This window comes from Shewanella putrefaciens (genome assembly GCF_016406325.1).
GTDB lineage: Bacteria > Pseudomonadota > Gammaproteobacteria > Enterobacterales > Shewanellaceae > Shewanella > Shewanella putrefaciens.
Window position 1 is genome coordinate 158,876 of the sequence record NZ_CP066370.1, and the last position, 20,212, is coordinate 179,087.

General features: G+C 44.2%; 19 protein-coding genes and 4 tRNA genes. 14 read left to right on the forward strand and 9 right to left on the reverse strand.

Going from position 1 to position 20,212, the window contains the following annotated elements; translation table 11 throughout:
- Positions 1 to 30 precede the first annotated feature (30 nt).
- Complete coding sequence (locus tag JEZ96_RS00680; protein ID WP_014609584.1) at positions 31 to 783, reverse strand: SURF1 family protein; 753 nt, start codon at positions 781 to 783, stop codon at positions 31 to 33.
- On the opposite strand from JEZ96_RS00680, the gene JEZ96_RS00685 reads away from it, so the two are divergent.
- Positions 782 to 1,000 (forward strand): DUF2909 family protein, encoded by a 219-nt coding sequence (locus JEZ96_RS00685; RefSeq protein WP_014609585.1) that lies wholly within the window; start codon positions 782 to 784, stop codon positions 998 to 1,000. The genes JEZ96_RS00680 and JEZ96_RS00685 overlap by 2 nt on opposite strands.
- 7 nt (positions 1,001 to 1,007) lie before the next feature.
- On the opposite strand, the gene JEZ96_RS00690 is transcribed toward JEZ96_RS00685, so the two are convergent.
- From JEZ96_RS00690 to lexA, 6 genes are all read right to left on the reverse strand, one after another.
- The gene (locus tag JEZ96_RS00690; RefSeq protein ID WP_011787550.1) at positions 1,008 to 1,883 is read right to left on the reverse strand and encodes a cytochrome c oxidase subunit 3; all 876 of its coding nucleotides are present in this window, start codon (positions 1,881 to 1,883) and stop codon (positions 1,008 to 1,010) included.
- Positions 1,880 to 2,446, reverse strand: coding sequence for a cytochrome c oxidase assembly protein (locus JEZ96_RS00695; RefSeq protein WP_011787551.1), 567 nt, complete (start codon positions 2,444 to 2,446; stop codon positions 1,880 to 1,882). Before JEZ96_RS00695 ends, JEZ96_RS00690 begins: the two co-directional genes overlap by 4 nt.
- Position 2,447: 1 nt before the next feature.
- Positions 2,448 to 4,040, reverse strand: a complete 1,593-nt coding sequence (gene ctaD / locus JEZ96_RS00700) for a cytochrome c oxidase subunit I (protein ID WP_011787552.1) — start codon at positions 4,038 to 4,040, stop codon at positions 2,448 to 2,450.
- A 9-nt stretch (positions 4,041 to 4,049) separates the two neighbouring features.
- Positions 4,050 to 5,588: a cytochrome c oxidase subunit II gene (gene coxB, locus JEZ96_RS00705; RefSeq protein WP_061782931.1), complete on the reverse strand. Its 1,539-nt coding sequence runs from the start codon at positions 5,586 to 5,588 to the stop codon at positions 4,050 to 4,052.
- A 395-nt stretch (positions 5,589 to 5,983) separates the two neighbouring features.
- Positions 5,984 to 6,496 carry a cell division inhibitor SulA gene (locus tag JEZ96_RS00710; RefSeq protein WP_198779838.1) on the reverse strand — a complete coding sequence of 171 codons (513 nt, stop codon included), beginning with the start codon at positions 6,494 to 6,496 and terminating at the stop codon, positions 5,984 to 5,986.
- Positions 6,493 to 7,113, reverse strand: coding sequence for a transcriptional repressor LexA (gene lexA / locus JEZ96_RS00715; protein WP_011787555.1), 621 nt, complete (start codon positions 7,111 to 7,113; stop codon positions 6,493 to 6,495). The genes JEZ96_RS00710 and lexA overlap by 4 nt, the downstream gene beginning before the upstream one ends.
- A 349-nt stretch (positions 7,114 to 7,462) precedes the next feature.
- Between lexA and plsB the strand changes: the two genes are divergently transcribed.
- Positions 7,463 to 9,886 (forward strand): glycerol-3-phosphate 1-O-acyltransferase PlsB, encoded by a 2,424-nt coding sequence (gene plsB, locus JEZ96_RS00720; protein WP_198779839.1) that lies wholly within the window; start codon positions 7,463 to 7,465, stop codon positions 9,884 to 9,886.
- Positions 9,886 to 11,142 (forward strand): tryptophan permease, encoded by a 1,257-nt coding sequence (gene mtr / locus JEZ96_RS00725; RefSeq protein WP_011920207.1) that lies wholly within the window; start codon positions 9,886 to 9,888, stop codon positions 11,140 to 11,142. The genes plsB and mtr overlap by 1 nt, the downstream gene beginning before the upstream one ends.
- Positions 11,143 to 11,232: 90 nt before the next feature.
- Here the strand turns inward: mtr and JEZ96_RS00730 are convergent, their stop codons facing one another.
- Positions 11,233 to 12,399: a ribonuclease T2 gene (locus JEZ96_RS00730; protein WP_025008346.1), complete on the reverse strand. Its 1,167-nt coding sequence runs from the start codon at positions 12,397 to 12,399 to the stop codon at positions 11,233 to 11,235.
- Between the two features lie 256 nt (positions 12,400 to 12,655).
- Here JEZ96_RS00730 and murB point away from each other — a divergent pair, with 256 nt between their 5' ends.
- A complete protein-coding gene (gene murB, locus JEZ96_RS00735; RefSeq protein WP_198779840.1) occupies positions 12,656 to 13,681 on the forward strand; it encodes a UDP-N-acetylmuramate dehydrogenase in 1,026 nt (341 codons plus the stop codon).
- Entirely contained in the window at positions 13,674 to 14,633 is a 960-nt protein-coding gene (gene birA, locus JEZ96_RS00740; protein ID WP_025008347.1) for a bifunctional biotin--[acetyl-CoA-carboxylase] ligase/biotin operon repressor BirA, read from the forward strand. The genes murB and birA overlap by 8 nt, the downstream gene beginning before the upstream one ends.
- 10 nt (positions 14,634 to 14,643) lie before the next feature.
- On the opposite strand, the gene coaA is transcribed toward birA, so the two are convergent.
- On the reverse strand, positions 14,644 to 15,594 hold the full coding sequence (gene coaA, locus JEZ96_RS00745; protein WP_011787561.1) for a type I pantothenate kinase: 951 nt from the start codon (positions 15,592 to 15,594) through the stop codon (positions 14,644 to 14,646).
- Positions 15,595 to 15,827: 233 nt separating this feature from the next.
- On the opposite strand from coaA, the gene JEZ96_RS00750 reads away from it, so the two are divergent.
- The 9 genes from JEZ96_RS00750 to rplA all read left to right on the forward strand — a co-directional run bounded on the left by JEZ96_RS00750 (position 15,828) and on the right by rplA (position 19,961).
- Positions 15,828 to 15,903: transfer RNA gene (locus JEZ96_RS00750), tRNA-Thr, on the forward strand.
- 7 nt (positions 15,904 to 15,910) lie between these two features.
- Positions 15,911 to 15,995 (forward strand) — tRNA-Tyr (locus JEZ96_RS00755).
- A gap of 36 nt (positions 15,996 to 16,031) precedes the next feature.
- Positions 16,032 to 16,105, forward strand: a tRNA-Gly gene (locus tag JEZ96_RS00760).
- 9 nt (positions 16,106 to 16,114) lie between these two features.
- Positions 16,115 to 16,190, forward strand: a tRNA-Thr gene (locus JEZ96_RS00765).
- Between the two features lie 116 nt (positions 16,191 to 16,306).
- The gene (gene tuf, locus JEZ96_RS00770; RefSeq protein ID WP_011787562.1) at positions 16,307 to 17,491 is read left to right on the forward strand and encodes an elongation factor Tu; all 1,185 of its coding nucleotides are present in this window, start codon (positions 16,307 to 16,309) and stop codon (positions 17,489 to 17,491) included.
- A 275-nt stretch (positions 17,492 to 17,766) separates the two neighbouring features.
- Entirely contained in the window at positions 17,767 to 18,138 is a 372-nt protein-coding gene (secE, locus tag JEZ96_RS00775) for a preprotein translocase subunit SecE (protein WP_011787563.1), read from the forward strand.
- Positions 18,139 to 18,147: 9 nt separating this feature from the next.
- Positions 18,148 to 18,699 (forward strand): transcription termination/antitermination protein NusG, encoded by a 552-nt coding sequence (gene nusG / locus JEZ96_RS00780; protein WP_011787564.1) that lies wholly within the window; start codon positions 18,148 to 18,150, stop codon positions 18,697 to 18,699.
- A 127-nt stretch (positions 18,700 to 18,826) separates the two neighbouring features.
- Positions 18,827 to 19,255 carry a 50S ribosomal protein L11 gene (rplK, locus tag JEZ96_RS00785; protein WP_011787565.1) on the forward strand — a complete coding sequence of 143 codons (429 nt, stop codon included), beginning with the start codon at positions 18,827 to 18,829 and terminating at the stop codon, positions 19,253 to 19,255.
- A gap of 4 nt (positions 19,256 to 19,259) precedes the next feature.
- Positions 19,260 to 19,961, forward strand: coding sequence for a 50S ribosomal protein L1 (rplA, locus tag JEZ96_RS00790; RefSeq protein ID WP_011787566.1), 702 nt, complete (start codon positions 19,260 to 19,262; stop codon positions 19,959 to 19,961).
- Positions 19,962 to 20,212 lie beyond the last annotated feature (251 nt).

The following is a 20,212-nucleotide window of genomic DNA, read 5'->3' on the forward strand; positions in this document are numbered from 1 at the left end:
TGAATCTAAGTCGGCTGTGATTTTTACTATTTACCCCATAGAGTTGGCACTGTGATGATGTTTTACATACTTAACCCCTTGCCACAGCATCAGACCCGCAAATACCGCAGCCATTGAAAACCACTGCAATGCATAACCCCAATGTTTTTGCGCCGAGAGTGGAAATGGTTGCCAAGGGTGAGCTAACTCAAGGTTGGGGAGTTGATCAGGTTGCAGTACTGCCGTTACTAAAGGATGGCCTACTAGCTGAGTTATTTCAGGAATATTAAGATTTTGGATACGAATGTGTGTTCCGGCTTCTGCCATTAAGGCATGGCTTAAAGGATTGGTTTGTTTTTGATATAGCTTGCCAACAAGACTCAGTTTTCCGCTAAGAGGTTCGATTTGGGGGAGTTCATCACGGCTTGAGGTTGCGGCGATAAAGCCTAATTCAACCAGTAGCCAAGGTTTTTCCGGCTCAACTTCCAGAGCTTGAAATGCTAGATATCCCACTTGCCCCTGATAGACTTGATTGTCGAGTAGCCAGATTTGCGCATTGGCAGGTGAGGCAGTGATACTGAGGCGATAACCTGTGACATCTTCTAGATGGATTTTTTGTAAAAGTTGTTTAAAGGTCAGCGGCGCTAAGGCTTGTCTGGATTCCATTTGAGCTAATAACAAGGCTTTTTCTTCTCCGCGATGGAGTTGCCATAGCCCTAGCTTGACCAGAATCACGAATACAGTCACAGTCAAGATCAACAAAAAAACGGTTAATTTATTCAGCAGACAGTAAGGATATCTCATGAATGCCCTGTTTATCTTTAAGTTAGTTTTGGTTCTGCTGTTGCTGTTTATCATTTTTAATTTAGGTAGAGCCTTATTCATGATGGTGAAAGATGACAACTCAGCCCCTATGAGTCGTTATCTCGGTCGTCGTGTGATTTTCTCTGTTTTGGTAATCCTCTTACTGCTGGTGGCGTTAGGGTCTGGACTTATTAGCCCGAACCCTAGACCCTACTGAGTGCCAGTTACAGTACATAAACGAAGATAAATAAACACAGCCAGACCACATCAACGAAGTGCCAGTACCAACTCCCTGCTTGAAATGCAAAATGCTTATCTGCCGTAAAATGTCCTTTTAATACTCTGATAAATAAAACCACGAGGAATACCGTTCCTAGCGTGACATGCATGCCATGAAATCCAGTTAACAGAAAGAAAGTGTTGCCATAAATCCCCGAGGTGAGGGTTAAACCCATCTCTTGATAGGCGTGACGGTATTCTTCTACTTGCAACCCAACGAAACCTATACCCAATAAAATCGTAATTCCTAGCCATAGCACGACGGCTGAGCGTTTGGCTTTTTCTAAACTAATGTGGGCAAAATGTAAGGTCACTGATGAGGTCAGTAAAATAAGGGTATTGATCAGGGGGAGACCCGTCCACGGCATAGCCTCTGTCTTGGTACCATCTGGCGTAGAGATAAGGGGCCAAACCGCTTCAAAACTTGGCCAAAGTATTTCGTGGGTCATGGCATTGTTAGATGCACCGCCAAGCCAAGGTACGGCAATTGCGCGGGCATAAAACAGCGCACCAAAAAAAGCCGCAAAGAACATTACTTCTGAGAAAATAAACCAACTCATACCTTGGCGAAAAGAGCGATCCATCTGAGCGGAATAGAGTCCAGTTGTCGACTCTTTGATAACCGCACTAAACCAGCCAACCAACATAAATACAATGACCGCTATGCCTAAAAGCAGTAAATAACCGCCACCAGAAGCGCCAGATTTCATCTGTTGGACGAAAAGTCCTGCGCCAACGGCAATAAAAAATAATCCAATGGCACCGACAATGGGCCAGATGCTTTGGGATGGAACATAGTAGGTTTGATGTTTCGTGGTCATTTGGCAGCTCCTTGCTCTATGGCAGACGCTAACTGCTTGTCGGTAATGTCGTAGAGGGTGTAAGAGAGGGTTAAAGTATGGATTGACTCGGGTAATTGAGGATCCACAAAGAAAATAAGCGGTAACTCAGCACTGGTCGCCGCGGCCAAGGGTTGCTTATTAAAGCAAAAACATTCCGTTTTATTGAAATAGGCCGCCCCTTGGCCTGGGGAAACTGAGGGTATTGCTTGCCCAACTGTGGCATGGTTTGACTCATTACGAGCCAAAAATGCTGTATGGACAAGCTCGCCAGGATGAACCACAAGCCGCTTAATTTGCGGTTCAAACTTCCATGGCATACCCGTTTGCACCTGGGAAATAAACTCCACAGTCACAGTGCGGCTTGTATCGACAGTTATCGCTTGATAATTACTGGCTGTACTTGCGGGTTTACCATTGATGCCTAGCTTCTCACACAGAACATCATACAGGGGGACGAGTGCGAACCCAAAGCCAAACATACCCACACAGCCTAGAACTAACAAGCTGATAAGTTTACGATTTGACCTAGTTGTGCTGGTCATTTTATTTCACCTCAGGAGGTGTCGTAAATGAGTGGTAAGGCGCAGGGCTTGGTAATGTCCATTCTAGCCCTTCGGAGCCTTCCCAAGGTTTAGCGGGCGCTTTCTCACCGCCACGGATACACTTGATTACCAGTACTAAGAAAATCAATTGCGATAGACCAAAAGCAAAACCGCCAATCGAGACGATTTGGTTTATATCGGCAAATTGGATTGAATAATCAGGGATCCGCCGTGGCATTCCTGCCAGCCCAAGGAAATGCATAGGAAAAAAGAGGACGTTTACAGAAATCACTGAGCACCAAAAATGCCACTGTGCTAAACGCTCGTTATACATATGACCAGTCCATTTTGGGAGCCAGTAGTAGGCCGCCGCCATAATGGAAAAAATCGCACCTGTTACCAGTACATAATGGAAGTGTGCGACTACAAAATAAGTGTCGTGGTACTGGAAGTCCGCGGGGGTAATGGCAAGCATTAGTCCCGAAAAACCACCAATAGTGAAAAGGATAATAAAAGCCACGGCAAATAACATCGGTGTTTCAAAGGTCAGCGAGCCTCGCCACATGGTTGCTACCCAGTTAAAGACCTTCACTCCTGTCGGCACGGCTATCAGCATAGTGCAGTACATAAAAAACAGCTCTGCAAACACGGGCATGCCCGTTGTAAACATATGGTGTGCCCACACAAGGAAAGACAAAATGGCAATACTGGCAGTGGCATAAACCATAGAAGCATAACCAAAGAGTTTTTTACGACTGAAAGCGGGAACGATAGCTGAGATGATGCCAAAAGAAGGCAAAATCATGATGTAAACTTCTGGATGGCCGAAGAACCAAAAGATATGTTGAAACATCACAGGATCGCCGCCGCCTGCCGCCTCGAAGAAACTGGTTCCAAAAAATTTATCGGTGAGCACCATAGTCACTACACCTGCGAGTACAGGCATGACTGCTATTAGCAAAAATGCAGTAATTAGCCAAGTCCATACAAATAGCGGCAGTTTCATCCATGTCATGCCTGGCGCACGTAAGTTCACTATGGTCACAATCACATTAATTGCGCCCATGATCGAACTTATTCCCATGATATGAATAGAGAACACGAAGAGAGCAGTGCTGTCAGGGCTATAAGTTGTTGAGAGCGGCGCATAGAAAGTCCAACCAAAGTTTGGGCCTCCTCCTTCCATAAATAATGAACCGAGTAAAATGGCGAAGGCGAAAGGAAGGATCCAAAAACTCCAGTTATTCATCCTAGGTAACGCCATATCTGGCGCGCCAATCATCATAGGAATTAACCAATTGGCCAATCCTGTGAACGCGGGCATAACGGCTCCAAAGACCATGATCAGCCCATGAACAGTGGTCATTTGATTGAAAAAATTTGGCTCAACTAGCTGTAATCCGGGTTGAAATAATTCAGCTCGGATCACCATTGCCATGGCGCCACCCGTTAAAAACATAATGAAACTAAACCATAAATAAAGGGTGCCAATATCCTTATGGTTGGTGGTTAGCAACCAGCGCATAATGCCCTTCGGTGCCCCATGATGGTGGTCATCATGGACTGCGGTGTGTTCTTGAGTCATAGTGCTCATCCTAATCCCCTACTGTCCATGTTTAACGATATCGGCGGCTTGAACTGTATCGCCTGTATTATTACCCCAGGCATTTCGCTCATAAGTAATGACCGCGGCGAGTTGTTGTGGGCTGAGTTGTTTGTCAAATGCCTGCATCGCCGTTCCCGTTTTGCCGTGCATCACAATCTCGATATGGTTGGCAATTGGCCCCGTTACAATGTTGCTATTAACTAACGATGGAAAAGCAGGCGGAATACCTAAGCCATTTACTTGATGGCAGGCTGCACAACTTGAGATATAGATGGCTTCTCCTTCCGTCATTAGCGCGTCATGGGTCAGTGTTGGCAGGCTAGCGGGATCGATGCTAGCACCTTGGACGGTTGGCTCTGTAGGCAACGCGGCGACTTGCTGTGTTTGTGTTGTCGATGTCTGAGGCTGGCGATCACCATTCATATAGTCGTTCACATCTTTGGCTTGAACAGCATCCCCCATATTATTTCCCCACGCATTTCGCTCATAGGTTGTCACTGCGGCAATTTCTTGGGCAGTTAATTGGTTAGCAAAAGCCTGCATTGCCGTACCAGCTTTACCATGGATGATAATTTCAAGGTGGGGAGTAAGAGGGCCTGTTGCGATAGGACTACCTTTCAAACCTGGAAATACACCTTTTAATCCTTCTCCATTAGGTTGATGGCATGCTGCGCATCGAGCCATATAGACTTGCTCGCCTTGGCTCATTAAGTCTGCTTGACTAAGGGTTTGTGATAGGGCGGCTTGAGCTGTAGCGGCAGCAGTTTGCGCTGCTTGTTTTTGCTCGGTAATCCAAGCATCAAATTCTGCTTCTGGTACGGCTTTTACGACTATGGGCATAAAGCCGTGATCTTTACCGCAAAGCTCAGCACACTGGCCGCGATAAATGCCTGGTTTATCGATACGTGTCCATGCTTCATTAATAAAACCAGGATTCGCATCTTTTTTCACCGCAAAGGCTGGAACCCACCATGAATGAATGACATCTTCTGATGTCATTAGGAAGCGAATTTTGCGATTTATTGGAACAACAAGCGGCTTATCGACTTCAAGGAGATAGTGCTCGCCTTTAGGTTCTGAACCATCAATTTGTGTTCTAGGTGTCGAGAGTATGCTGTAAAAATCAATATCTTGATCGAAGTAGCTGTAATGCCATTTCCACTGAGAACCAGTGACTTTGATGGTGATATCAGCATTGCTCGTATCTTCCATTGCGATTAAGGTTTTGGTTGCAGGTATGGCCATTAGGATCAGGATAATAAATGGCAATATGGTCCAAGCAATTTCAACTTTGGTACTTTCATGGAAATGGGCGGCAACTGCGCCTTTGGATTTTCTGTGGTTTATCATGGCATAAATCATTACGCCAAAAACCACGAGGCCAATAGCACAGCAGATATACAAGATAGTCATATGCAAGTGATAAACCTTGCCACTTATCTCGGTTACACCAGTGGTCATATTGAACCGCGAATCCGCTGCGTTCAACGGTGGTGCGAATAACACCACGAGTAAACAATACAACAATTGCTTCACAAGACTTCTCCTCTGCTAATTGCAAATTGCAACTACAAAGAAGAGTCACACAGTAAGTCTCAACTCTATGCAAACTCTTCAGTTCCCAAAAAAGCGTTTTTGACTTCAATGTGCGTTGATGGCTTACTTTTGTACTGTTACTGCTGTTAATTCGCCACGCTGGCACATACTACTGAAAAAATCTGTCATTTTAATTATTGATGGAAAATTGGCTGGGATAACAGCTCGGTTTTTACCATCGCCAGTGATATAGAGTCACCAGCTTAATCAACCATACTTGCTGTTTAAATATTGATCAAGATCACTTATTTTTCTAATTGTCTGAAAAATTGCTAAAAAAAAGCCTCACATTCATATGTGAGGCGGCTTTCACGGCTAAAAAATCTTTTGTAAAACTAATGAACAGGGCTAAAAAAAGTGGCTTGCTTAAAGTGTGTATGTTGCTCAAGGCGGACCTTATCCTGTAAGTGGTTATTTACTTCCTCTAATACAATACCCATCGCTCTGGCACTTTTTGCCACAATTTGTAAGCGTCGATTATCACGGGCATCGAGTGAGGTCGTCCAAGTAATGACTGCACTGGACGTACCACTTGTTAAGGCTTTCTCCATCGCCCGTAGGGTTTCTACCTCATCTTTTGCATGAACGAGTAATATACGATCCATGCGCACACCTGCTGATGTGAGTAACTGTTTATAGCCAATACTTGGTGGATTGATGAGTACAACCCAACGCCCCTGTTGACTGAGTTGTGCGAGCTGCGTACTGAGCTGGATTAACTCAGTACGGCCTTGAGTCTGTGTAGGCACACAGCTGATCGGTGCATACTGCCAGTTTGCATCTGGCTCTCGAATGTTGTCGAGCCACAACCCCGGATGACGTGGGGCATTGCCTAATAGGTTACTCATAGCCAATCTCCATTACGGATCACACCAACAGCGAGTCCTTCAATTGTTAAACTTTGACAACTTAAATCCACTTTAATTGGTGAGTAGTCTTCATTTTCTGCGTATAGATAGACTAAGTTGCCTTTTTTTTCGAAGCGTTTAACCGTGACATCATCGTCGACTCTTGCAACAACTACTTGACCATTTCTCGCTTGTTGTACTTTATGTACCGCTAACAAATCACCTTCGAGAATGCCGATGTTTTTCATGCTGTCACCTTTTACTCGCAGTAAAAAATCGGCGGTAGGGTGGAACATACTTGGGTCAACTTGATAGTACTGTTCAACATGTTCTTGAGCCAAGATTGGCTCACCAGCGGCTACTTGGCCTATAAGTGGCAGGCCATATTCAACCACGACCTCTTCCTCTGCTGGGAGACGGATACCCCGAGAGGTACCAGGCATGATTTCGATACAGCCTTTTTTGGCGAGAGCTTTGAGGTGCTCCTCAGCAGCATTAGCACTTTTAAAGCCTAAACGAGTGGCAATTTCTGCTCGGGTGGGTGGCATTCCTGTATCGGCAATATTACGTTTAATTAGCTCTAAAATTTCAGCTTGGCGTGGCGTTAAGGGTCTCATGGCTGTTCCTGTTTTTCTATACAGTTACTGTTAGTATATACAGTATTGTTTGTAGTGCAAGTATTAACCATTTTTAGATCGTAAAGTGTTTTAAATCGGCAAATCTCAGTCTGATCTATTGGTTGAGTTTTTATGGAAGATAAGGCGTTTTATATTTTCTTGTTTAATTTTAAGTGTTTAATTTTTAATAGTATTTATTTTATTCCGATGGGATGCATATATTGTTTTATAGGCTTATAAAACGCGTGATGTTAGGGCGATTTAGGGATATATAGGAGAGAATTAGCGAATACTCCCCAGAGTCTGGTATTCTATTGGGCTAGTAAACGTACTTAATTGCATAAGAATAATGCCTAAACAAGACTCTCTTTGGTTGAAATCATTACGTTGGATCCAAAAACACTTAGTCCACACTATTGTGGTGCCTCAGGATCCTTTTGCCGATCTGAATCTGGATACCTCCAGACCACTTGCTTATGTCATGAAAACAGAATCGCTGAGTGACATTGCGGCACTAAGTGAAGTCACCGAAAAATTAGGCTTGCCAAGCCCCTACGAACCTTTAGTTGTTAACGGTGTTGTTGCGCCACGGGTTGTTTGCCTTCAAGGACGTAAACCTTTGTTTGGTGAACGTGCGGGTAACGAGCCATTCCTTGAGTGTTTTATGCGTCTCTTGGCTGTTCATAAGGAGCGCCCGGAGCTTGATATTCAGTTAGTGCCAGTGAGTCTTTATTGGGGACGTACTCCAGGTAAAGAAGACGATACGATGAAAGCGGCTGTGTTGGAGCGTGAAAATCCAACTTGGCTACGTAAGTGCTTCATGATTTTGTTTCTAGGCCGTCATAATTTTGTACAGTTTTCGAATGCAGTTTCACTGCGTTATATGGCAGATGAACACGGTACTGATATGGGGATAGCCCATAAATTAGCGCGTGTGGCACGGGTACATTTTCGCCGCCAACGTAAGGTGATGACGGGTCCTTTACTGCCAAATCGTCAGGCATTATTTGATTCGTTGCTCAAATCGGAGTCATTACGTAAGGCGATTCAAGAAGAGGCTGTGAGCAAAAAGATTTCTGAAACTCAAGCTCGTGAAACTGCAATAGAGTATCTTGATGAAATAGCGGCAAATTATTCAGATAGTTTAGTGCGCATTGCCGAGCGTTTTTTAACCTGGTTATGGAATAAGCTCTACAGTGGCATCAATATTAAAGGTGCCGAACATATTCGTCAGTTACACCACGATGGTCACGAAATTGTCTATGTGCCTTGTCATCGAAGTCATATGGATTATCTATTGCTATCCTACATTTTGTATTACCAAGGTATGGTTCCGCCGCATATTGCAGCAGGGATAAACCTGAACTTTTGGCCTGCGGGACCATTGTTCCGCCGTGGTGGCGCGTTCTTTATCCGTCGTAGTTTTAATGGTAATAAGCTTTATACCGCAGTCTTTCGTGAATATTTAGATCAACTGTTTGCCAAGGGCTATTCGGTGGAGTATTTCTCTGAGGGCGGTCGGTCTCGTACGGGGCGTTTGTTAGCGCCCAAAACGGGCATGATAGCAATGACAATGAACAGCGTGCTGCGAGGAATTGAGCGCCCAGTTACTTTGGTTCCCGTATATTTAGGTTATGACCATGTGATGGAAGTCGCCACGTATCACAAAGAGTTAAGTGGCAAGAAAAAACAAAAAGAATCCGTTTGGCAAGTTTTTGGAGCCATTCGAAAGTTAGGTAATTTTGGTCAAGGTTATGTGAACTTTGGAGAGCCGATTACCCTGCAAACTTTTTTAAACGAAATGGCACCTAACTGGCGCGCAGAGCTTGCCGATGATCCTGAACAAAAGCCAACTTGGTTAACTCCAGCGGTTAACGTGTTAGCAAATCGGGTGATGACACGTATTAATGATGCGGCAGCGGCCAGTTCCGTCACGCTTACCAGTTTAGCTTTATTGGCTTCTGAGCAAAATGCGCTTGAGCGTTGTTTGTTAGAACGTCAGTTAGATTTGTACCTCACGCTGCTGAAGCGGGTGCCTTATACCTCTTTTACTTCTGTCGCGGAAGGTGATGGTAAGCATCTTGTTCAACAGGGTATTGATTTAAATAAGTTTTCAGTATCCTGCGATCCTTTAGGTGAGATAGTGTCTATCGATGCTAATCAGGCCATTTCGATGACCTATTATCGCAATAATATTATCCACTTATTTATTATTCCTTCTCTTATTGCGAGTTGTTTGACCCATAATGAGCAAAGTCAGCGACAGCAAATTGTGGCAATCGTGAATGACTTTTATCCGTTGCTAAAGGCTGAGCTGTTTATGGGAATTAAGGATATACCTTCCTATGTCAATCAAGTGCTGGATCTCTTTATTGAGCAAGGCTTAATAACTGAGTCAGATAACTTATCAGTTGTAACGGAACATTCCAGTCAGCTGGTATTGCTCTCAGGATCGGTCAGTGAGACATTGCAACGCTATGCCATCATTTTTAATTTGCTAGCACATCGTCCTAAGATGGAACGTTCAGAACTCGAGTCTGAAAGCCATTTACTTGCTCAGCGTTTAGGGGCATTGCATGGCATTACAGCACCAGAGTTTTACGATAAAAAACTCTACGGCACTTTGAGTGTTAAGTTAAAAGAGTTAGGTTATCTTTCTGATAAAGATGATAAATCTGATGTTAAGCGTATTCGAGATCAAGCCAATAGCCTATTGAGAGCCTCAGTGAGACAGACGATAGTTGCGAGTGTCACTGCGGAGCATATTAGTTAATGACAAATCATATGAATGCGGTTAAGCATAAAACCGCAGGTAAGTCTTTGCTCGGTGGCGCCATGATTATTGCTGGGACGACCGTAGGGGCGGGCATGTTTTCCTTACCTGTGGTGGGTTCTGGCATGTGGTTTGGGTATTCCATTGTCATGCTGCTAGGTATTTGGTTTTGCATGTTGATGTCGGGCTTATTACTGCTTGAAACCAACTTACACTTTGAACCTGGTGCGAGTTTCGATACGTTAACAAAACAAACCTTAGGCCAGTTTTGGCGCATAGTGAATGGCGTGTCAATCGCCTTTGTGCTCTACATTTTAACCTATGCCTATATCAGCGGTGGTGGCTCGATTGTAAATCACAGCTTGCAGGGTATGGGGATTGAATTACCTCAAAGTGTGGCAGGGTTAGTATTTGCCATAGTGCTAGCGAGTATTGTGCTGATCAGCACCAAAGCTGTGGATCGTATTACAACGATAATGCTGGGCGGTATGATCATCACTTTCTTTCTTGCTATCGGTAATTTACTGATAGAGATTGATGTCACTAAGCTGCTTGAGCCCGATGGTACCACAAGATTTGCACCTTATTTGTGGGCAGCGTTGCCCTTTGGCCTTGCTAGCTTTGGTTATCATGGCAATGTGCCTAGTTTAGTGAAGTATTATGGTAAAGATTCCAACACTATTATCAAAGCTATCTTTGTCGGTACTTTTATCGCGCTTATCATTTATGCCTGTTGGTTAGTCGCCACTATGGGCAATATTCCCCGCAGCCAGTTTAGCGATATTATCGCCCAAGGCGGCAATATGGGTGTGTTGGTTGGTGCTTTGTCTAAGGTGATGGCAAGTAGCTGGTTAAACAGTATGTTAACCCTGTTTGCAAACTTAGCGGTGGCCTCGTCGTTCCTCGGTGTAACTTTGGGTTTGTTTGATTATCTTGCAGACTTATTTGGTTTTGATGACTCCCGTAATGGAAGGATAAAAACGGCTGCTGTTACTTTTGTTCCTCCGACGGTTTTTGGGCTGTTATTTCCTGATGGTTTTTTGATTGCTATTGGTTTTGCGGCATTGGCGGCAACGGTTTGGGCTGTGATTGTCCCTGCGCTGATGGCTTATAAGTCTCGGCAGTTATTTCCTGAAAGTACAGGTTTTAAAGTGAAGGGAGGTACACCCATTATCGTCATCGTCGTCTTATTTGGAATCATCACAGGTACGTGTCATCTTTTGGCAATGGCGAATTTGCTGCCTCAGTATTCCTAGTCCATTTTACTAATAAAGCCCTCGTTTAAATGAGGGCTTTTGTGTTTTTGACGATTCCATCTCGGCTCTTATCAATCTGTATTTAGCTGCTTAATTGGAGTTATTTATAATGATTGTGTCTGGACAAGAGCCTTTCCCCGCTTTGTTGGCTTTCGCGAGGAGAGCGGGTATTGAATCAGAACCTTTAATCACTTCGGGTAGATTAATGCGGATTTCACTTAACAGTCCTTTAGCACATTCTAAGCTCATTTTGGTATGAGCACCCTGACCAAAGCTTTTATCAAAGCTGGTATTTAGCTCCTGTCGAGTTACCTGTTTACCTATGTTCCCATGGATGAAGTTTTTAACCCATGCAGAAGCGTTTATTGTTTGGGTTAGCTGGGTGGCTAACAAAAAGTAATCGTTAGGATCTTGGTTGCGACAAGTTCCATGTTTCCACCATTGATGCCGTTCTAAACAGGTGCCGTAGCGAGCGCTCGGCATCACTTCTTCTAAATTTTTGCGTACCGAAGCGTTAAGCTCAATTTCAGGGTAGCTACAGAAATCGCTAGGTTGTAGCTTTACTGTACTGCAATAGCCATAACGAGTTCCACACTGTTTCCTATTGGGCCAAAGTCCATGCAAGCTAAACTGTTGCCACAGTGGAGATTCATCCGTTTTATTGAGGTCACTGCATTCTGCTTTACGGTTGCCATTGAGTTCGCAGAAAGTGCTTTGCCAACTCAATGCTAGAACGTGGGAGTCAAAGTTTCCTTCGAGTTGACAATGACTAACTTGGCGTTGATCTTTTGTACTGTGCTCTTTAAGGCTATCGCGATTGATTGCTTTAATATCTGATGCTGTCGTGGTTTGTGAGGGTTCCATTGCTGACACTGGTGTGGAAAGGTCATTGTTCGTTACGCTGGTGAGATATTGGCCACAACTACCGCTTATCCAGCGCAAAGGTGAAGTTGCAGCATTAGTTTTGACTCTTAGCCATTGAGGATTGGTCGTGTTCCCTAAAATTTCCTGTACTGTATAGCGTTCACCAATATTGCTTTGTAACTGCTCTGGGTTGGTTTGTTTATTCTTAGATTGAAAGAGTTCACAGCGCTTATTGGATATAAATTCACCAGAAGCAGGTGCGGCTATTGCAGGGGTTATTCCTAGGAGCAATACGCTGACTATGCTGATGATGCGATATAACATTAATGGTTGGCGCAAAAGCACTTGCTGTAAACGCTTATGGCTTGCGGTCAAACGCAATGGCATTGTCATTCGATGGCATCCTTATCTGTGGTGGTGAATCGAGTCGCTTTGGTATCAAGCTCATGGTACACACAAGCACTAGGATTACAGAGGCTTATTTTTGAGTTATTGTGAACAGTCAATCATATATGAGTAACTTGAATCTTCGCTAAAATAAATAGCCCCTGCTATTCAGTGTTTGAGCCGTAGAGGGAATACCGTTATTTGGCTGCAATTGCGGCTTTTAGTCGTTACAATAAGATATTTCTCGCTACCGATCTATCGCATGTCTTTGTCTCATAGTCTTAAGTCATTCAATACTTTTGGTCTTTCGCAGTGCTGTTCAGCCCTTGTTGAAGCTCATTCAAAAGAAGATATTAAACATATTTGCTTGCCATTATGGCAGGACCAGCAACCATTACTTGTTTTAGGTGGCGGCAGTAATGTCGTTTTCACCGATGATTTTCACGGCACTGTGGTGCGAGTGTTATCTAAGGGGATAAAAGTCAGCGAAGATGCTGTATATTTTTATCTTGAGGTTGAGGCGGGTGAAAACTGGCATGAATTAGTGGAGTTTACTTTAGCTAATGGAATGCCAGGTTTAGAAAACCTCGCACTGATCCCTGGTGCCCTCGGTGCAGCACCAATCCAAAATATTGGAGCTTATGGTGTAGAATTCTGTGACGTTTGTGATTGGGTCGAATATCTTGATCTTGATTCGGGTGATTTTTTCCGCCTGACGGCGACTGAATGTCAGTTCTCCTATCGTGAGTCGATTTTTAAAGGAGCGTTGCGTGGTCGTGCGGTGATCACTGCAGTGGGATTACGCCTTGTTAAGCAGTGGCAACCGCATCTTGCCTATGGTCCTTTACAATCGTTTGATCCTGCATCTGTAACCGCTGCAGATATCTTTAATAAGGTATGCCAAGTTAGACGAGAAAAGTTGCCTGATCCTAATGTATTAGGCAATGCAGGTAGTTTTTTTAAAAACCCAATAGTGAGTGCTGCTTGCTACCTTGAGCTTGCACAACGATTTTCGACGATTGTTGGTTATGCTCAAGCCGATGGTAGTGTGAAGCTCGCGGCTGGTTGGTTAATTGAGCAGGCAGGGTTAAAAGGTTTTATCTTAGGAAAAGCTGCCGTACACGATAAACAAGCCTTAGTTTTAGTTAATCGTGGTGGTGCGACGGGGCAGGATATTTGCCGTTTAGCGCAACATGTTATTGAGCGCGTCAATGATACGTTTGGTGTATTGCTAGAAGCGGAACCAAGAATTATCGGAGTCACAGGTGAAGGAGATCTGCATGTCTGATAACTGGGTAAGAAAGCGTGAAATTTTAACGCTATTATCTAGCGAGCATTTTGTCTCGGGCGAACAGCTTGCGAGTGAGTTAGGCGTATCCCGTGCTGCTGTGAGTAAACATATAGATGCGTTAGAAACCTATGGTGTCGCAATTTATAGTGTCAAAGGTCGCGGCTATAAACTTGCGAATCCGATTTCATTGATTGATGCGTCACGTCTAGTGCAATCGATTGATCATCGCTGTTTTTATTTTGATGAAATTCCAAGCACTAATGGATTTATGCTCAGTCACATAAACGAGCTGAAGAGTGGAGATGTTTGTGTAGCCGAGTATCAAGCGGCAGGTCGAGGACGTCGAGGACGAACTTGGGTGTCGCCCTATGGCCATCATTTGTATTTTTCACTATTTTGGTCATTTCCACAGGGGATGGCGCAGGCAATGGGCTTGAGTTTAGTCGTAGCCTGTACGTTGGTTGAAGTACTTAAATCCTATGGCGTTGAGAATATTGGCGTTAAGTGGCCCAATGATATCTATTTGGATCATAAAAAACTGGCTGGGATTTTAATTGAAATGGCAGGGCAAGCGGATAGCGAGTGCCAGCTTATTATCGGAATTGGCGTCAATATGGCGATGTCTGAGGATCATGGAAAAGGAATAGACCAACCTTGGAGTGATCTATCAACATTAGCGACTATGCCAGATAAGACAGACCTAGTGATTGAATTACAAAAACAACTTAAGCGAGATATTCAGTTATTTGAACGTGAAGGGCTGAATGCATTTAAAGCACGATGGCAAGCTGCAGATTTATTTTATGGTAAACCAATCCGTTTACTCATGGGGGAAAATCATATTGATGGCACTTGCATGGGCGTAGATGCGCAAGGGGCGGTATTACTTGATACCGCCGATGGTATTCAAGCATTTATCGGCGGAGAAATTAGTCTTAGACCCCGTTAGCTTAGGGGTACTACTTGCGCATGAGCACATGGGACATCAAATGATCTTGCCCCTTTTGTAGGATCAAATGTGCTCTTTCCCGCGTGGGTTGAATGTTCAGTTGCAAATTCGGGCCATTGATCGTGTCCCAAATATTAGCAGCAATCGCATTTGCCTCATCATCAGTTAAATTCGCATAATGATGAAAATAGGACTTAGCATCACTGAATGCGCCTTTTCGAAATTGCAGAAAACGCTCTTGATACCATTGCTTAAGTAATGATTCTTCGGCATCTACATAGATAGAAAAATCAACAAAGTCAGAGACAAAAGGTCTACGAGTGTCGACAGGTGAATCTAAACCCGTTTGGAGCACGTTTAAACCCTCAAGGATCAAAATATCGGGTTGCGAGACAATTTGGTGCTGATTACGTACACGGTCGTAGGTCACATGGGAGTATATCGGCGCTTTTGTATGTGGTTGTCCCGATTTTACGGCCGAAATAAATTCCACCAACATTTTCATATCGTAGCTTTCGGGAAACCCTTTACGTTGCAACAAACCTTTACGCTTGAGATCGGCTAATGGGTAAAGAAAGCCATCCGTGGTAACCAGATCGACTTTAGGGTGTTCTGGCCAATGTTGTAAAAGTGCTTGTAAAACCCGTGCGGTCGTACTTTTTCCTACCGCAACACTCCCCGCAATGCTAATAATATAGGGACTGTGAAATGGTTTTTGTCCCAAAAACTCATCAAGCACTAAGCCGCGTTGCTGCTTCGATTTTACAATCAAATTAAGTAGCCTACTGAGGGGTAAATAAATATCAGTAACCTCAGAAAGCGATACCTTTTCATTAATACCCCTAAGATTTTCTAAATCCCGTTCACTTAACGTTAGCGGTACTGAATCTCTTAGCTCTGACCATTGTGCACGTTCAAAGGTAAGATAGAGCGCTTTTTGAATTGGATTTTTAGAAGTCATAGGCTTTCCTCGGCTAGGAAAGGCACAGTACACCATGGCATTATCATCGACAATAAAAAATCAGTTATTTCAACCTTGTTTGATTCTCTACCTGTCCCATTTGCCTGATAATTAGCCGTCGATAGTGGCTGGCGTGTAAAAAAACATCGTTTAACGAGTTTTTTTAATCAAATAGGCGTTTTTTACTTGCACTCGGGAGCACATTTACCTAATATCCCGTTCCGAAATGATTTGCCGGCATAGCTCAGTTGGTAGAGCAACTGACTTGTAATCAGTAGGTCCCGAGTTCGACTCTTGGTGCCGGCACCATTTTACTGGAGGGGTTCCCGAGTGGCCAAAGGGATCAGACTGTAAATCTGACGGCTCAGCCTTCGAAGGTTCGAATCCTTCTCCCTCCACCATTTTTTCAAGGTAGTTAGGTAGCCTAGTTAGGTTGCGCGGGCATCGTATAATGGTATTACTCCAGCCTTCCAAGCTGATAACGCGGGTTCGATTCCCGCTGCCCGCTCCAAATTTGTATGCTGATATGGCTCAGTTGGTAGAGCACACCCTTGGTAAGGGTGAGGTCGGCAGTTCGAATCTGCCTATCAGCACCAGCCTTTCTAAATTAAGCTCCTATACCTAACATAATCGGTTCGATGTAATTTATATGCATCGGATTTTTTCTATATGTAAGTTTTCATCACCAAGATTCTTGGACTGAGGCATTACCATGGCTAAAGCTAAATTTGAACGTATTAAGCCCCATGTAAACGTGGGCACCATTGGTCACGTTGACCATGGTAAAACCACTCTGACTGCAGCTATCTCTCACGTACTGGCTAAGACCTACGGTGGCGAAGCTAAAGACTTCTCTCAAATCGATAACGCTCCAGAAGAGCGTGAGCGCGGTATTACCATCAATACCTCTCACATCGAATATGACACGCCATCACGCCACTACGCCCACGTAGACTGCCCAGGCCACGCTGACTATGTTAAAAACATGATCACTGGTGCTGCACAGATGGACGGCGCGATTCTGGTAGTCGCTTCAACAGACGGTCCAATGCCACAGACTCGTGAGCACATCCTGCTTTCTCGTCAGGTTGGCGTACCATTCATCATCGTATTCATGAACAAATGTGACATGGTAGATGACGAAGAGCTGTTAGAGCTAGTTGAGATGGAAGTGCGTGAACTGTTATCAGAATACGATTTCCCAGGTGATGACTTACCGGTAATCCAAGGTTCAGCTCTGAAAGCGCTAGAAGGCGAGCCAGAGTGGGAAGCAAAAATCCTTGAATTAGCAGCGGCGCTGGATTCTTACATTCCAGAACCACAACGTGACATCGATAAGCCGTTCCTACTGCCAATCGAAGACGTATTCTCAATTTCAGGCCGTGGTACAGTAGTAACAGGTCGTGTTGAGCGTGGTATTGTACGCGTAGGCGACGAAGTTGAAATCGTTGGTGTACGTGCGACAACTAAGACAACGTGTACTGGTGTAGAAATGTTCCGTAAACTGCTTGACGAAGGTCGTGCAGGTGAGAACTGTGGTATTTTGTTACGTGGTACTAAGCGTGATGACGTAGAACGTGGTCAAGTATTAGCGAAGCCAGGTTCAATCAACCCACACACTACTTTTGAATCAGAAGTTTACGTACTGTCAAAAGAAGAAGGTGGTCGTCACACGCCATTCTTCAAAGGCTACCGTCCACAGTTCTACTTCCGTACAACTGACGTAACCGGTACTATCGAACTGCCAGAAGGCGTAGAGATGGTAATGCCAGGCGATAACATCAAGATGGTAGTGACACTGATTTGCCCAATCGCGATGGACGAAGGTTTGCGCTTCGCAATCCGTGAAGGCGGTCGTACAGTGGGTGCAGGTGTAGTAGCTAAAATCATTGCTTAATAGCGATAGAGATTCGTGTGAAAAGGAAGCTTCGGCTTCCTTTTTTGTTTAAGTCAATTATTTGCTGTGATTTGTGGTTTGCGTTTGCTGTGTATCCTTGCTTACAAAGTCGAATAAGAATACAATCTATGGCCGATTTTTGACCCTGAGCTTATGCTATTTGCGTTTCTAAGGGTATTCGGAAATGCAGAGTATAAAAAAGCGTATTGAAACTGGGTCTTATGTCCCTAATTATTGTGCTCAAGCTCAGGCCGTATTGAGTAACGGAATAACCGATGACAACAAATACTGAAAACCAGAACAATTCTCTGGATATCGTGAAGTGGGGCGTAGTGATTGTATTGCTAGCCGCTGCTGTTATTGGCAATCAAATGTTTAGCGAAGCGAGTGCTGTCATACGTGCACTTGGTGTTATCGTTGCATTCGCTATTGCTGGTTTTATTGCTCTACAGACAGAAAAGGGTAAAAAAGCTTTTGCTTTTGCTCGCGAGTCGCAAATTGAAGTGCGTAAGGTTGTATGGCCAACGCGTCAAGAAGCGCTTAACACCACTTTTATTGTCCTTGCTGCAACAGGTATCTTAGCTCTGGTTCTGTGGGGGATGGATGCTGTGTTAATGCGAATTGTCAATTTTATCACTGGCGTATAGGCACCTCGAATGACTGAAGCTAAAGAAGCTAAAAAAAGATGGTATGTAGTGCAGGCATTCTCAGGCTATGAAGGCCGAGTTTGTAAGTCACTGATTGAATACATTAAGATGCACGGCATGGAGCAGTACTTCGGTGAAGTATTAGTTCCGACTGAAGAAGTTATCGAAATGCGTGCAGGTCAGCGTCGTAAGAGTGAGCGTAAGTTTTTCCCTGGTTATGTGTTAGTCCAGATGGAAATGAACGATGACAGCTGGCATTTAGTCAAAAGCATCCCGCGTGTTTTAGGCTTTATTGGCGGAACCTCTGATCGTCCTGCCCCAATTTCAGATAAAGAAGCCGATGCTATTTTGCGTCGCTTGCAAGAAACCACGGCTTCACCAACTCACCGTGTTATTTTCGAACCGGGCGAAGTGGTGCGTGTCTGTGACGGTCCATTCGCTGACTTTAACGGTACCGTTGAAGAAGTGGACTACGACAAGAGCCGCGTAAAAGTGTCAGTAATGATCTTTGGTCGTTCTACACCAGTGGAGCTCGATTTTAGTCAGGTTGAAAAAGGCTGATTAAATAAACTACAAAATCCGTTTGGCAACGGGTGCGGATTTCTATATAATCCGCACCCGTTGTTTTCGGGGGAGCATGTCAGCATGTCGCTGATGCGCGTTTGAACCCAAACTGAGGAAATGTCAGATGGCAAAGAAGATTGATGCTTATATTAAGCTACAAGTAAAATCCGGTTCTGCGAACCCTTCACCACCAGTTGGTCCAGCTCTGGGTCAAAAAGGTGTGAACATCATGGAATTCTGTAAAGCGTTTAACGCCCGTACAGAAAAAATGGAAAAAGGCATGCCTATTCCTGTCGTGATCACTGTTTACAGTGACCGTTCATTCACTTTTGAAACTAAGACTCCGCCAGCGTCTTTCTTACTGAAGACTGCTGCAGGCCTGAAATCAGGTTCTCCACGTCCTAATACTCAGAAAGTTGGAACTATCGCTCGCGCTAAGATTCAGGAAATTGCTGAAACTAAAGCTGCCGATATGACTGGTGCTGACATTGAAGCGATGACTCGCTCAATCGAAGGTACTGCGCGTTCAATGGGTTTGGTTGTAGAGGATTAATATAATGGCAAAACTAACTAAACGCATGCGCGTAATTCGCGAGAAAGTTGACGGTACTAAATTATACGAAATCAACGATGCTGTTGCTTTGTTAAAAGAATTAGCAACTGCAAAGTTTGTTGAAAGTGTAGACGTAGCAGTTAACTTGGGTATTGACCCACGTAAATCTGACCAAAACGTTCGTGGTGCAACTGTGTTACCACACGGTACTGGTCGTGACGTTCGCGTTGCAGTATTTACACAAGGTGCAAATGCTGAAGCCGCTAAAGCTGCTGGTGCTGAGCTTGTTGGTATGGATGATCTGGCTGAGCAAATCAAAGCTGGTGAAATGAACTTTGACGTTGTTATCGCATCTCCAGATGCAATGCGCGTTGTTGGTATGTTAGGTCAAATCTTAGGCCCACGTGGTTTAATGCCTAACCCTAAAACAGGCACAGTAACGCCAAACGTTGCTGAAGCTGTTAAGAATGCCAAGGCTGGTCAAGTTCGTTATCGTAACGACAAGAACGGTATTATCCACACTACTATCGGTAAAGTGGATTTCACACCAGTTCAGTTGAAAGAAAACTTGGAAGCGTTAATCTCTGCACTGAAAAAGGCTAAGCCTGCAGTTGCTAAAGGTGTATACGTGAAGAAAGTAAGCATCTCCACCACTATGGGTGCAGGTGTTGCTGTCGACCAAGCGACTCTCGATACAGCTAACTAATTTTACAAGGTGAGCGCATTAGTCTATAATGCGCGCACTTTGTGGGTTGAAGCCTATTTTTAGCACTTTTTTGTGTTGAAGATAAGGCTTCCGTCCAAGACCGCAGGTGTTTACTTTAAACCGTTTACTTAATTTCCTGCGTAGACGGTGTCAGGCCCCAGCTAAATTTTTTACTGGATAATCTGCACCGTAAGTCACTAAATACATAAGTATTTAGTATGGTAAATACTAGGAAATATCCTAGGTAGAAT

Excerpts from the sequence above, each read along its gene's own strand:
- JEZ96_RS00685 (WP_014609585.1), top strand. The coding sequence starts at position 782 with ATGAATGCCCTGTTTATCTTTAAGTTAGTTTTGGTTCTGCTGTTGCTG.
- JEZ96_RS00680 (WP_014609584.1), bottom strand. The coding sequence starts at position 783 with ATGAGATATCCTTACTGTCTGCTGAATAAATTAACCGTTTTTTTGTTG.
- JEZ96_RS00690 (WP_011787550.1), bottom strand. The coding sequence starts at position 1,883 with ATGACCACGAAACATCAAACCTACTATGTTCCATCCCAAAGCATCTGG.
- JEZ96_RS00695 (WP_011787551.1), bottom strand. The coding sequence starts at position 2,446 with ATGACCAGCACAACTAGGTCAAATCGTAAACTTATCAGCTTGTTAGTT.
- ctaD (WP_011787552.1), bottom strand. The coding sequence starts at position 4,040 with ATGAGCACTATGACTCAAGAACACACCGCAGTCCATGATGACCACCAT.
- JEZ96_RS00710 (WP_198779838.1), bottom strand. The coding sequence starts at position 6,496 with ATGAGTAACCTATTAGGCAATGCCCCACGTCATCCGGGGTTGTGGCTC.
- lexA (WP_011787555.1), bottom strand. The coding sequence starts at position 7,113 with ATGAGACCCTTAACGCCACGCCAAGCTGAAATTTTAGAGCTAATTAAA.
- plsB (WP_198779839.1), top strand. The coding sequence starts at position 7,463 with ATGCCTAAACAAGACTCTCTTTGGTTGAAATCATTACGTTGGATCCAA.
- mtr (WP_011920207.1), top strand. The coding sequence starts at position 9,886 with ATGACAAATCATATGAATGCGGTTAAGCATAAAACCGCAGGTAAGTCT.
- JEZ96_RS00730 (WP_025008346.1), bottom strand. The coding sequence starts at position 12,399 with ATGACAATGCCATTGCGTTTGACCGCAAGCCATAAGCGTTTACAGCAA.
- murB (WP_198779840.1), top strand. The coding sequence starts at position 12,656 with ATGTCTTTGTCTCATAGTCTTAAGTCATTCAATACTTTTGGTCTTTCG.
- birA (WP_025008347.1), top strand. The coding sequence starts at position 13,674 with ATGTCTGATAACTGGGTAAGAAAGCGTGAAATTTTAACGCTATTATCT.
- coaA (WP_011787561.1), bottom strand. The coding sequence starts at position 15,594 with ATGACTTCTAAAAATCCAATTCAAAAAGCGCTCTATCTTACCTTTGAA.
- tuf (WP_011787562.1), top strand. The coding sequence starts at position 16,307 with ATGGCTAAAGCTAAATTTGAACGTATTAAGCCCCATGTAAACGTGGGC.
- secE (WP_011787563.1), top strand. The coding sequence starts at position 17,767 with ATGACAACAAATACTGAAAACCAGAACAATTCTCTGGATATCGTGAAG.
- nusG (WP_011787564.1), top strand. The coding sequence starts at position 18,148 with ATGACTGAAGCTAAAGAAGCTAAAAAAAGATGGTATGTAGTGCAGGCA.
- rplK (WP_011787565.1), top strand. The coding sequence starts at position 18,827 with ATGGCAAAGAAGATTGATGCTTATATTAAGCTACAAGTAAAATCCGGT.
- rplA (WP_011787566.1), top strand. The coding sequence starts at position 19,260 with ATGGCAAAACTAACTAAACGCATGCGCGTAATTCGCGAGAAAGTTGAC.